Source organism: Pantoea sp. GL120224-02 (genome assembly GCF_900215395.1).
GTDB classification, from domain to species: Bacteria; Pseudomonadota; Gammaproteobacteria; order Enterobacterales; family Enterobacteriaceae; genus Pantoea; species Pantoea communis.
Genome location: NZ_OBEC01000003.1, coordinates 180,543 through 192,935, shown reverse-complemented (window position 1 = coordinate 192,935; position 12,393 = coordinate 180,543). Strand labels below are relative to the sequence as shown.

The following is a 12,393-nucleotide window of genomic DNA, read 5'->3' as shown; positions in this document are numbered from 1 at the left end:
CTCACACCTTCACCAACGGACCTGGGTTTTTCAGGTACTGTTCAATAATGGCTTTCGCCGTCCACAGACTCAGCGCGCCAATGGTGCCCGTCGGGTTGTATCCCGCATTGTTTGGGAAGGAAGACGCCCCCAGCACAAACACGTTGTGCGCATCCCAACACTGCTGATAACGGTTGAGCACCGACGTTTTCGGATCGTTGCCCATCACCGCACCGCCAATGGTGTGGTCGCTGGCAAAGTTATACGGCGAGTAAGCCCCCGAAGCAGAGTTGGTGCCGATGACGATTTCCGCGCCCATGGCTTTACCGATCTCGACGCTTTTCTCTTCGATAAATTTCGCTGAACGGCGATCGTTATCGTTGTAGTCGAAGGTGACGCGCAGCAGAGGATTGCCGTTGTCATCCTTGTACTCAGGATCAAGGTCAAGATAGTAATCTTCGTGTGAGAAGCTGGTGCCCTGGCCGAAAATGAAGGTGGTGTTCTGGAACGCGTGGGTATAAGCCTTCTTCCACTCTTTACCCCAGCGTGGCGAGCCCGGCGGCAGTGCATCGGCGTTGCCGATAGGACGCGCGCCACGCGCCACGACCAGAATCCCTGCGCCACCGATAAAGCCCAGACCGGTATGGTCAAAGTTATCGCCGTTCCAGTCGTCCACCTGCGAAGAAAGGGCTCCGGCACCGATATACTGATTCAGATTTTCATCTTTGAAGTGGATCGCTGCACCCGATACCGTCTGGAAGCTGTAGGCACGCCCTACCACGCCGGTTTTGGTCACCGGGTTGTAAGGCACCCCAATTTTGGACAGCAGCAGCAGACGGACGTTTTGCATTTGGAAGGCGGACAAGATCACGATGTCTGCGGGCTGTACCCACTCTTTCTTGTTCTTATCGAGATAGGTCACGCCGGTGGCGGTTTTTCCGTCTTCCGCTTTATTGACGCGAACCACTGCAGAGTCCGTTAACACCGTGAAGTTCTCACGTTGCATTAACGCTGGGATGACACAGGCGTTAGGGCTGGATTTTGAGAAGTTACCGCAGCCGTAATACAGGCAGTAGCCGCAATAGGTACAAGGCCCCATGCGCACACCCAGTGGGTTAACATAAGCGCGTGACGCCTGGCCAGCGGGAACCATGAAGGGTTTCAAGCCGATCTTCTTCGCGCCTTCGGCAAAAATATCCGTTAGACGCATACTCTCCAGCGCTGGCAAAGGGTATTCGCTTGAGCGATTGCCCTCGTAAGGGTTGCCGCCTTCAATGACTTCGCCGTTCAGCTTACCGGCCTTGCCTGACACACCGGCGATCTTTTCAAAGCGATCGTAAAACGGTTCCAGCTCGTCGTAAGTCACTCCCCAGTCTTGTAGAATCACCCCTTTGGCAATCTGCTGTTTTCCATAACGCTTCACGGTCTGGCTGTATGGCTCGAAATCGAACGGCGTAAAACGCCATGCCATCCCAGCCCAGTGGGTGCCCGAGCCTCCCACGTTGTAACCCAGCTCATTCAGGTTCCACTCACGAGTTGGCAGGGCCGTTTGCGTAGTGTTATTACGGAAAGTGGTGGTTTCGACGGCGGGCGGCAGCAGCATACTGCGGCGCGTATCCCAGCGCAGTTCATCGGTATCGACCGAGGGGGGAAAATCTGTCGCGGTTTCAAACCACGGGCCACGTTCAATGGCAACGACATTCAGACCTGCGCGGGTCAGCTCTTCGGCGATCAAAGAGCCGCACCAGCCCAGGCCGACGATGGCGACATCAGCTTTTGGACGGACGTTATTCATAGTTTATTGCTCAGCAAACAAATTAAAGGGTGTTATCAATCAGGCTGGTAGGAATGATGTTGAGCTTCTGTCCTTTTTTAGGCAGCAGATCGCGGAAGTCGTAGCGAGCGCCAGGGAAGCCAATCATTTTCCAGCTGGTCATGTCTTTGTTCCCCCCATAAATCGGGTCAGACAGGAAGCCCTCACGCACGTTCTGCAGCAACAGTTCAAAGAACACTTTGGTTTCGACCTCTTCCCCCAGATCGAGGCGATTATTTTCCATCGCCGTCAGAACCTGATCCTGCTGATCGCCACTCAGTGCGAGGAAGTTTTTGCCGAACTGCTGCTGGATAGCCTTATCCAGTGCGGCAATCCCTAAGCGATAACGTTGCGCCGGAGTGAGCGAGGATTGCGGTCCCTGCTCTGGCGTGCCCTTCACGAATTTGCCAAGGCGATAGATCGCCACTGCGTTGCCGTAATCACCCGCGAGTTGGCGGTCGATAAAGATGGCGCACCCTGCCTCTTTGCCACTGAGACTGGTTTCATCCGCTGGGATAAATCGCTCAGCGATGGCGCCTACCGTGTCAAATTCATGCTGAGTGAGATATTGCAGCCCCCCTTTTCTCGGCGGTGCGGGCGGCGTTTGGATTTTGCCGGGTTCCCAGGGCTGACCACCCTTCACCTCATCGGCCTGCGCCAATGTCGGGATCGTGGAAGCCACTCCCAATGCGGTGATGGAAGTGAGAAATTCTCTGCGTTTCATGTTTTCCCTGCTTTCACATTGCAAACCAGGTCAAATAACAGACGTATTTGTGCCTGGCATTGAGCCATATAAATAAGGTTTATTGGATAAATAATGACGCTGCCCGGTGGGCTTTTATTAGATAAATACTGAGGTAAGTTTTTACATTCAAATCACGTAATTAATTAAATATTAACAACGCAGCAAAGAGTAATGACTCCCCCTGCGCTTTGAAAGGTTTTTGTTGATGGTTTCCCATCATTGAAGTTTTTAATAAGCCGGACTGGACGATGTAGAGTGTGGTTTCGTCTCGCAACATTTAACATCTTGCCAGTCACGAAACGTTGCGCATAATACGGCGAAAATAGACGCCAGGCTGTGACCTGATGCGCACTCTGCGTAGTTGAAATAGTGAACATGAATTTTACTGGGGCTCAGAAACAAATGAAAAAACTCACCCTGATTAAAGTGGCTGAACTGGCCGGGGTTGGGATCGCCACGGTTGACCGGGTGCTGAATGAGCGTGGCGGGGTTCGTCCGGAAACGGTACGCAAAGTGCTGCGCGCCGCGCGTCAGGCTGGGTTGCAGCGTTTACTGCCGGATGACACGCAGCATCCCTGGCAGATTGAAGTTTTCCTCAGCAGTAATGGCACCTGGTTTTTTCAGCAGTTAGCCGATGAATTTGCCAACATTGCCGATCGACTGGGTTATCGTAAAATAAAATTATTTCGTACACTGGTGACGGAAAATCCACCGGAAAAACTGGCGGAAAAGATAAAAAAAAGCGGTGAGTTGCGCGACGGTATTATTGTTTATGGGCATGACTATCCTGTTATTCATGAAGCCTTATCCTGGTGTAAAGATAAAGGTGTCCCGGTGGTTTCGCTGGTTTCAGACTTACCCAATTCACATCGATTCTGCCATGTTGGAATAAATCAATATCAGGCTGGGCGTACCGCAGGCTTATTAATGAGCCAGACTATGCCCCACAAGGGTGACGTGATCATGGTTAGCGGGCGTTTTGATTTTAGCGCACATATTCAACGTATTTCAGGTTTTCGTGATGCCATCACCCAACGCGCCCCCTGGTTACAGTTGCGTGAAGTATTGGCGGGAGAAGATGAACGGCACAAAATCCGAACGCTGCTGAATCACTCGTTACAGCAATCAAGTAATGTGGTCGGTTTGTATAACTCTGGCGACAACAACAGCGATATCAGTGCTGTATTGCAGCAACACCAGTTGTTGGGCCGCTGCTGCTACATCACCCACGAATTGTATGATGTGACGAAAGATCTGCTGCAAAGTGGCACGCTCTCCTACACGCTGGATCAAAACGCCCGTCAGCACGCCGTGCTGGCCACTGACCTGCTGATACGACATCTGGAACAGGGCTTTGAACCCGATCTGTATCAGGACGGCCGCGTTGAGCTGCGCATTGTGACGGCGGAGAATCTGGATTAGTCAGTAGGTACAGCGTTACCCCACAAAATAAGAGGCTAAAGCGAAAGCAAGATAAGCGAACCGCAACAATTTAATATTCACTTGTTCAGCATGATTATTCTGCACATAAAGGACAGAGCGGTTTACACTGGCAGGCCACCATTCAGGAAGAAGAGGTCATTGTGCTGTCGAAGATCCCCGATTATGAAACCGATCGCGAAGGCTATCTGGAGTTCATGACCCGCAGTAACGCGCTGCGCATGGAGCTACTGATTTTGTCGGAAAAGTTTGTTGAGGTGCACGGCTCTTATGAAGCGGGCATGGCGGAACTCGGAGAATGGCTACTTAATTATGCCGATAATGCCATGATTCAGAAGTTAAGTTCCGGCCCCATCAGCAAAGAATGGTTGTTTGATGAGTTGAAAAGACGCCACAAATAGTCGTCTGGTTCTATAAGTTAACGCCAACATTAACGCAGGGTCTTCAACCTTAGATCTCATTAGCACGGTAATGATCTCCTGCTGTAAATATAATCTATAGTAATCAGTCAAACCATAATGTGACAAATTTATGGCAGAAATAAAACTCAAACTGGCGAATCCGCCGCTGCGAAAGAATCAAACAACCTATTGTTTTTAATGATAAAAAAAACAAATATCGATTTTATTGCATCTCAAAAATTTCATTTATATGACTAAATTTTGACAGTTCCGTCATAAAATTTTCATAAATTTTCTATATGTTAGCCGCACATATCGTTGTGCTTATGCTGCTTTAGCGATCTATAGGAAATTTTCACTAATGAGTGATTACGTTACGCCTCAGACTTTACATGTTGCCGCTTCACCGCTGTCTTCCGCGATTCAACTCCCTGCAAAAAACAGTAAGAAACCGCTTTTCCTGTTCGGCATGGTTTTACTCGCCGGCATTCTCTTTGCGGGAACGCAATTAATCGGTGATATCCAACAAACCGGGGTCACATTTAGCAGTGTGCTACCGCTGATGCTCCTGGGGTTTGCCTTGTTAGCGGCATTGGGTTTCGAGTTCGTCAATGGTTTCCATGACACGGCCAACGCGATACGACGGTGATCGCCGCGCTGGCTCAGGTCAGTGGCAACATCGGCGCCACGCTGAAGCAATATGGCGCGTTGCAGGCTATCCCGGCCGAGCAGAAACAAGCCGTGCGTAATGAGATGTATCTGGCAGCTGAAACCACCAAAAGTCTGCAAGCCGATCACTCGCTGATTTTGCCGTCTGCCACCCAGCAAAATCTGCAGGCGCTGAAAACCGCGCTGAACGGTGCAACGCAATTTATCCCGACCTGGGTCAAAGTCGCGGTGGCACTGGCTTTGGGATTAGGCACCATGGTGGGCTGGCGTCGCATTGTCACCACGCTGGGTGAGAAGATCGGCAAAAGCCAGCTCAACTATGCGCAAGGCATCAGTGCGCAGATGGTGGCGATGGGCACCATTGGCGCAGCGGATGCCTTTGGTCTTCCGGTCTCCACCACACACGTGCTCTCTTCGGGGATTGCGGGCACCATGGCCGCCAATCGCAGCGGCTTATAGTTCGGTACGCTGCGCAATATGGTCTTGGCCTGGGTGCTCACCTTGCCTGCCGCCACGCTGCTCTCTGCCGCCCTCTACTGGATCATGACTTCACTGTAACGCTCGCTTCGACAGGGATAAGACGATGTCTGCACACGAAATAAATAACAACAATATGTTTGATGCGCGCTTTTTACAGGAATTCTATGACAGCTATGACGAATCGCTGGAGATGGAGTTAGCTGATTTTGGTCTGGCGGCCAATAACGATCCGCAGGAGATGGCGTGGCGTCGCCGCTATTTTATGGAGTTACTGCATCTTCAGGGCGAATTGGTGAAGCTGCAAAACTGGGTGATTCGCAGCGGCCATCGACTGGTGGTGATTTTTGAAGGCCGCGACGCGGCAGGCAAAGGCGGCGTGATTAAACGCATCATGCAGCGACTCAATCCGCGCTATTGCCGCGTGGCGGCACTGCCCGCACCAAATGAACGTGAGCGCACGCAGTGGTATTTTCAACGTTACGTCTCTCATCTGCCGTCAGCGGGAGAGATCGTGTTGTTCGACCGCAGCTGGTACAACCGCGCGGGCGTCGAAAAGGTGATGGGATTTTGCAGCGATGCGGAGTACGAAGAGCTCTTCCACAGCACGCCAGAGTTTGAACGCATGCTGGTGCGCAGCGGCATTCAGATCGTGAAATACTGGATCTCCATCACCGATGAAGAGCAGGAAATGCGTTTCCTCAGCCGCATCCATGAACCGCTGAAGCAGTGGAAGCTGAGTCCGATGGATTTGGAAAGCCGTCGCCGCTGGGAGGATTACACCGCCGCCAAAGAGATGATGCTGGAGCGCACCAACATTTCTGAGGCGCCATGGTGGGTGGTGCAAGGCGTTGATAAGAAGAAAGCGCGTCTGAACTGTATTTCCCATCTCTTGCAACAGGTGCCGTATGAAGCCGCAGATGGCGAGCAGATTTCATTACCTTCCCGCATTCATCATGAAAATTATGCCCGTCACCCGGTGCCGCAGAGCATGATCGTGCCTGATAGCTACTGAACTATACTTTGACCAGTCGATGAATATCTGGAGGGATTATGGCAGGCGGCTGGTCTGAAGATGGTGCAGTGCAAAAGCAGATTGATGCGACCGTGGATGATGCGATTGCGCGCGCCAGGAGTCACCTCAACCACGGCGAAAGTGCAGCGTATTGCGACGAGTGCGGGGAACCGATTCCCGAAGCGCGTCGCAGCGCGTTGCCTGGGGTGCGTTACTGCGTGAAGTGCCAAACTGCGTTAGATAAACAAGAAGCCAGCCACAGCGGGTATAACCGCCGTGGCAGCAAAGATAGTCAGTTACGGTAGGTTTGATGCCTTGAGATAAATCTGCGCCTGGAAGTAATTGCAGACCTGATATTACAGGCGAAAAGAGACCCGTAACGCAGAACCAGACAAAGGCTACAGCTGTAGCCTTATAGAGTAAATAGCGGCTTAAATAGCTTCCGCAATCACCGACTTAAACTGGGCATGCCACATGGCATAGAATTTACCCTGAGTTTTGATCAGTGATTCAAACGTCCCGTCTTCAATGACTTTGCCTCCCGCCATGACAACGATTCTGTCAAATTCTTTAATATTACCCAGTCGGTGAGTCACAGCAATCACCGTGGTGGTTAGAGAAAGGATCTCATTAAACAGTCGGTGTTCTGTTTCCGGATCAAGTGAGGATGAGAACTCATCGAATATAAACAGGCTGGCTTTTCTGTAGAGCGCACGCGCTATCGCCAGTCTCTGCCACTGGCCAATCGACAACTCATCGCCACCAAATTGCTTGCCCAGCCGGGTGTCCTGCGGATAAGGGAATTCGACAGTGTTCAGTAACGCCTCAAGTTTCGCATGCTGGGTCTCCGCATCGTAATGGCTAAGTGCGATGTTTTCCCCGACTGAAAATTCATATTTACCGTAATCCTGAAATACAGTGGCAATTTGCGTACGGTATTGCTCAATATCCAGCGATTCAATCGATTTCCCAGATACGGATATCGATCCCTCGTTAAAGGCATACATGCGTAACATCAGTTTGATAAGGGTGGTTTTACCGCTACCGTTGTCTCCGAGAATAGCGACCTTTTCACCGGGTAAAATTCTCAGAGTGACATTATTGAGCGCGTTCTGCTCCCGGCCTTCATAACGGAAACTGAGATTATCGATATTGATTGAGAATGGGCTGTTACCGGCTAGCATCTCCTCGCCATTTTTTACCGACTCGATCTCATCCGTCATGAAAGCGTGGTAGCGATTAAAAAAACCGCTCATGGAGGTTAAATTTCCGCCGTAATTTGCTATCTCATCCAGGTGTGACTTCATCATCACAATCGACTGGAACACCATAACCAGCGCACCTACCGCGATCTCACTGCTGCGCAGGTTGCTCAGGAAAAGATAGACCCCGGCGAAAAGCATCATCAGGCTAAGTATCATTGCAGGCACTGGTTTAATCAGTGCGCGCAGGCGCTGTTGATGCATGCGTTTGTAGGTGTTGGTGGCTGAGTCCGTAAATTTTTTTAACAGATAGCGACCCAACCCATACAACCTGATTTCCTGCAGAAAACTTTTATCCATACTGACGCCATAGGCATAGCGCATCGCAATGGCATCTTTGGAATTTTTAAAAAGCTCCTTGAGGTATTTTCGCTGTATGCGGATATTAATAATTATCATGGGTATGGCGGAGAGTGCACAAATGGCAGCACCGATACCTGAATAAGTAATCAATACCAGCAACAGACTTGCGGCCATAACGGTCGCTCTGAAGGCGTAAATAATGCAGATAATAAAGTTCAGCGGACGATACGCCGCTTCGTTTTTAAGAAATTCCAGCTGCTCATATCGTTCTTTGTTATCAAAGATGCTTAGCGTGGTGGACTCATTCATACGCTGCATAATATTGGCGCTGAAATAATGGGTGGAAATTTCCGTCACATCTCCTCTGATAAGATTGACCAGCGGCTCCATGAGTTGCATGCCCAATAAGGACACACACCAAACACCAATACTTAGCATAAGCGCACTGTCGCTGATTTGTGGCGCGTGGAGCGTATTAATGATTTGCCCTGTCATGAACACGTTAAGTGCCGGAACTAATCCCTGGAGAAGTATGATTGCGGTAAGTGTGGAAATACGAATCGGACAAGATGCAAAGACGTACCTGATTGCCAATAACACTGACTGCCTCCCTTGTTGCAGTTGGAATGGATCATGTTTGTCGCAAGCAATCATAGTTGAGAATGACATTCATTTACAGTTGAGTTGCGCTTTGTTCTCCTTTCGTACATCTCGTCGCGACACATCACCCGAATAATTAGACTCTGTTCTGATTATTCGGGCGCTGAAAGTCTTCGTTAAATGAGTGGCCCCCATTAGCGGGGCCAGTAAACATCAGAAGCTGTAATTCACGCTGACCGAATAGTTTCGTGGCTCGTTGAATGCCACACCGCCTGACGGATTGGTGTTGTATTCACGATCGAACAGGTTTTTGATATTGCCCTGTACCGATAGCTCTTTCGTCACCTGATAACGGGCAAAGAGGTTCGCCAGCGGATAACTTCCCTGATAAATGCGCTCGGTTTCACCTGACGGATTGGTTGCTTCCTTGTAAGTGCGGTTCTGCCAGTTAATACCGCCACCCACAGTAAGAAGAGGCATAAACGGCAGGTTATAGCTGGTGAAGAGCTTCAGGCTGGTCTGCGGCATGTAAGGGTTGGTACGATCGCCATCGGCGTCCTTCGCCACATAGCGCGTGGCACCAAATGTCACCTTAAGGTTATCAGTCACCGCACCGTTGATTTCGAAATCAACCCCGCGGCTAACCACGCCTTTAGATGCTCTGTAAGCATTTTCGCTGCTGTTGTTCACATAGGTGTTGCTCTGGATCTGACCCAGGTTGTCCTGCTCAATGCGGAACACTGAAAGGCTCGCCGTGATGCGGCTGTTGTCCCAGTCCCCTTTGATCCCCGCTTCGTAATCTTTACCGGTCACGGGCTTCAGGTAGTTACCCTGCTGATCACGATAGGTCTGCGGCTGGAAGATCGAGGTATAGCTCGCAAACGCAGAGTAGTTTTCGTTGATGTCATAAACCAGACCGCCGTATGGCGTGAGGTTGTTTTTCTCCATGTCAGCCGACGTGCCGTGCGCGCTGTACTGGGTATAACGTGCGCCAACGATCAGGGATAGCGGATCGGCTAACGAGAATCGCGCCGCGGCATAGCCCGATTTCTGACGGATGGTATCTTCTGACGATAGCGCCCACGCTGGCCAGTCTGGTTCTGCCACATCACCGTTCCAACTGTTCAGATCACCGAGTTGAGCAGGCGACATAATTGAGGAAGAGTACAGATAGCGGTTGCGCTGACGGCTGTAATCTACCCCGGCAACCAGCTGATGCTGACGCCCGAATAGCTCAAAGGGTCCGCTGGCATAGGCGTCAACCGCAGTTTGGGTGCGCAGGCCTTTGTACCATCCCGCAAAGCCGTACCCGCTGCTGTCCAGAATGCCGGTGGTCTGGTCAGGATAGCCGGTGACGTAAAGCAGCTTGCTGTCAAAATCGGACTCCGTATGCGATCCGTTAACGCGGACCTGCCAGCCGTTGTCGAAGTTTGTCGTCAGGTTGGCGAACACCTTACGCGACAGAATGTTGTAATGCGTCCAGTCAGCTGACGGGTTCGCGCTGCGGTCGTATTGAATGCGGTTGCCGTTGCTATACCAGGTTGGCAAACCGCCCCACGTCGGGCCATCGGTGTCGCGAGATTGGTAATCGTATCCCAGATCCAGCGTGGTGTTATCGGTGATATCTGCCGCAACGGTGGCGTAAAGGAACTTCTTACGTTTGTGGTAGCGGTCAACCCAACTGTCCTGATCCTGATATCCCGTGACCACGCGTCCTCGCAGCGTGCCAGAGTCATTCAGCGGCCCGGACAGATCTGCAACATAGCGCTGGTTGTCCCAGCTTCCGTAGCTCGCGGAGAGATTACCGGCGAAGGTTTTGCTGTCTGCCTTTTTGCGGATCATGTTGATAGCCGCGCCCGGGTTACCCGTACCGGTCATCAATCCCGTTGAGCCGCGAACCACATCAATGCGCTCATAAATGGCAGAGTCGCCGTCGGTTTCACCGAAGTTCCAGGCACCTGTCTGAGTAGAAGGGATATCGTCGTAGGTGTAATTGTTGACGTAGAAACCACGGGAGTAGAAATCCACGCGTTCGGAGTCATTCTGTGATGCTGAGATGCCCGTGACATTCGCCAGAGCGTCACCCACGTTCTGAAGGTTCTGGTCTTTAATGCGCTGCTGGGTGAGCACGCTGACCGACTGCGGAATATCCCGCTGCGTCAGGTTCAGTTTAGTCCCGGCGCGCGTAGCCGGAACGGTATAGGACTGAGCCGGATCTGAACCCGTACCACCGCTGGTATCGGCGGTGACCACCAGCGACTGTTCTTTGCTGGTATTCACCGGTGCGGCAACGCTGTCTGCCGCGCTGGCAGCATTAATACTGACGGCATTCGCAATACAAAGCGTCAATAATGAAAAACAAAACGTCTTACTAACCCCTGACGCACCCGGTATGGCGCTGGCATGATGGCCCGCAACCCTCTTGAAAGACATGCAAATACCTCATCATTTTAATGTTTATGCTTTTAGCTGGCCTGTTATCAATGCGCCTCAAAAGAGAGCGGATAAACGCAGGTAAATCGGCAAATTGAATCCAGCATAGTAAATACAAATGAGATTGATTTCTATTATTATTATCTTTATTGGATTAGTAGATTTTCTTTGTTTCACCTTAAGCGGCCTGTTAAGCATGCTTCACGACCTGTTTTAATAAAGTTAGTAACGGACAGGTTTCCGTGCCGTTCGCCATAACATCCCAGCAGAAAGGTAAGAAATGTGCCCTTCGTGGTTAGACGAAGGTTTGAGAGGAGCAGGAGGGAGCAAAAAAAAGTTTTTAGTGGGAATGGCGGCTGCGTGCCAAAAGCGAACAAATTTACGCCATACGGTGACAAATAATTCCACACAGCTATCATGGCTATACAATGTCAATTTATGGACTATAAGATCATGATAAATATGGAAGTGGGTACCCCAATTGATTACCCGATCTTACTGAAGGTCTGGGAATCATCCGTACGTGCTACGCATGATTTTTTACAGGAGCAGGATATCCAGGCGCTACGCCCCCTTATACTGCATACGTATCTGCCTGGCCTGACTATTACGCTCGCGCGCCTGAGCTGTGACCATTCGATCGTGGGCTTTACTGGGGTAAGCGAAAATCGTATTGAAATGCTCTTTGTAGATGCAGATCAACGCGGTAAGGGCATCGGGAAACGACTTCTGCTGCAAGCTACCAACGAGCAGAGTGCTGATGAACTTGATGTAAACGAACAGAATATTCAGGCTATTAGCTTTTATAAAAAACGTGGTTTTGAAATTGTTGGTCGTTCTGAAGTTGACGGTCAGGGCAAGCCATATCCTTTGTTGCATATGAAGCTACGGGGAACATAATCTTCACATAAAAATCAAGTCTGCTCTTCGCTCACTGCTGTCCTTGGGCTTGACTAAGAATATGGTTTGCCAGAATCAGTCGTTCAACCAGCAATGCCTTAATTGCTAGATCAACCGCGTTTGTTTACGTCAGTTACATGCTCACTCCACAGCTAACCAAAGGACTTAGCCCAGGCAGGTTCATCACCGCAGCGCGCTTAAGCGACGTAAAAAACGTGGCTGCAGCTGAACGACGACTACGTTCCTGACGTGCCACTGGCTTCATTTTCCCGTTACGGGGTGCCAGCACGGTTGGCTGGCTGAGAGCTGACTCCGCAATAAATTCAATGGGACACGTTGAACGGAGACATATCGCT

Annotated in this window: 10 protein-coding genes and 1 pseudogene; 7 read left to right on the top strand and 4 right to left on the bottom strand. The window is 50.6% G+C overall.

Going from position 1 to position 12,393, the window contains the following annotated elements; genetic code table 11:
- Position 1 precedes the first annotated feature (1 nt).
- Both CRO33_RS07940 and CRO33_RS07935 read right to left on the bottom strand, forming a co-directional pair.
- Positions 2–1,774 (bottom strand): GMC family oxidoreductase, encoded by a 1,773-nt coding sequence (locus CRO33_RS07940; protein ID WP_034822602.1) that lies wholly within the window; start codon positions 1,772–1,774, stop codon positions 2–4.
- 22 nt (positions 1,775–1,796) lie between these two features.
- Entirely contained in the window at positions 1,797–2,516 is a 720-nt protein-coding gene (locus tag CRO33_RS07935) for a gluconate 2-dehydrogenase subunit 3 family protein (protein WP_097117726.1), read from the bottom strand.
- Positions 2,517–2,939: 423 nt separating this feature from the next.
- On the opposite strand from CRO33_RS07935, the gene CRO33_RS07930 reads away from it, so the two are divergent.
- From CRO33_RS07930 to CRO33_RS07905, 6 genes and pseudogenes are all read left to right on the top strand, one after another.
- Positions 2,940–3,959 carry a LacI family DNA-binding transcriptional regulator gene (locus CRO33_RS07930; RefSeq protein ID WP_097117725.1) on the top strand — a complete coding sequence of 340 codons (1,020 nt, stop codon included), beginning with the start codon at positions 2,940–2,942 and terminating at the stop codon, positions 3,957–3,959.
- Between the two features lie 161 nt (positions 3,960–4,120).
- A complete protein-coding gene (locus CRO33_RS07925) occupies positions 4,121–4,378 on the top strand; it encodes a hypothetical protein (RefSeq protein WP_034822590.1) in 258 nt (85 codons plus the stop codon).
- A gap of 361 nt (positions 4,379–4,739) precedes the next feature.
- Positions 4,740–5,027 carry a hypothetical protein gene (locus tag CRO33_RS07920; RefSeq protein WP_097117724.1) on the top strand — a complete coding sequence of 96 codons (288 nt, stop codon included), beginning with the start codon at positions 4,740–4,742 and terminating at the stop codon, positions 5,025–5,027.
- Positions 5,024–5,605 (top strand): annotated as a pseudogene (locus tag CRO33_RS07915) (inorganic phosphate transporter); the annotation flags it as partial. The gene CRO33_RS07920 and the pseudogene CRO33_RS07915, both read left to right, overlap by 4 nt.
- A gap of 25 nt (positions 5,606–5,630) precedes the next feature.
- Entirely contained in the window at positions 5,631–6,539 is a 909-nt protein-coding gene (gene ppk2 / locus CRO33_RS07910; protein WP_097117723.1) for a polyphosphate kinase 2, read from the top strand.
- A 38-nt stretch (positions 6,540–6,577) separates the two neighbouring features.
- Complete coding sequence (locus tag CRO33_RS07905; RefSeq protein ID WP_097117722.1) at positions 6,578–6,844, top strand: DksA/TraR family C4-type zinc finger protein; 267 nt, start codon at positions 6,578–6,580, stop codon at positions 6,842–6,844.
- Positions 6,845–6,970: 126 nt separating this feature from the next.
- Here CRO33_RS07905 and CRO33_RS07900 read toward each other — a convergent pair whose 3' ends face one another.
- Positions 6,971–8,704: an ABC transporter ATP-binding protein gene (locus CRO33_RS07900; RefSeq protein ID WP_176505743.1), complete on the bottom strand. Its 1,734-nt coding sequence runs from the start codon at positions 8,702–8,704 to the stop codon at positions 6,971–6,973.
- Positions 8,705–8,917: 213 nt separating this feature from the next.
- Positions 8,918–11,137 (bottom strand): ferric-rhodotorulic acid/ferric-coprogen receptor FhuE, encoded by a 2,220-nt coding sequence (gene fhuE, locus CRO33_RS07895; RefSeq protein ID WP_097117720.1) that lies wholly within the window; start codon positions 11,135–11,137, stop codon positions 8,918–8,920.
- Between the two features lie 456 nt (positions 11,138–11,593).
- Between fhuE and CRO33_RS07890 the strand changes: the two genes are divergently transcribed.
- Positions 11,594–12,037: a GNAT family N-acetyltransferase gene (locus CRO33_RS07890; RefSeq protein WP_370523042.1), complete on the top strand. Its 444-nt coding sequence runs from the start codon at positions 11,594–11,596 to the stop codon at positions 12,035–12,037.
- Positions 12,038–12,393 lie beyond the last annotated feature (356 nt).

Coding starts and splice junctions, on each gene's coding strand:
- CRO33_RS07940 (WP_034822602.1), bottom strand. CDS start 1,774: ATGAATAACGTCCGTCCAAAAGCTGATGTCGCCATCGTCGGCCTGGGC.
- CRO33_RS07935 (WP_097117726.1), bottom strand. CDS start 2,516: ATGAAACGCAGAGAATTTCTCACTTCCATCACCGCATTGGGAGTGGCT.
- CRO33_RS07930 (WP_097117725.1), top strand. CDS start 2,940: ATGAAAAAACTCACCCTGATTAAAGTGGCTGAACTGGCCGGGGTTGGG.
- CRO33_RS07920 (WP_097117724.1), top strand. CDS start 4,740: ATGAGTGATTACGTTACGCCTCAGACTTTACATGTTGCCGCTTCACCG.
- ppk2 (WP_097117723.1), top strand. CDS start 5,631: ATGTCTGCACACGAAATAAATAACAACAATATGTTTGATGCGCGCTTT.
- CRO33_RS07905 (WP_097117722.1), top strand. CDS start 6,578: ATGGCAGGCGGCTGGTCTGAAGATGGTGCAGTGCAAAAGCAGATTGAT.
- fhuE (WP_097117720.1), bottom strand. CDS start 11,137: ATGTCTTTCAAGAGGGTTGCGGGCCATCATGCCAGCGCCATACCGGGT.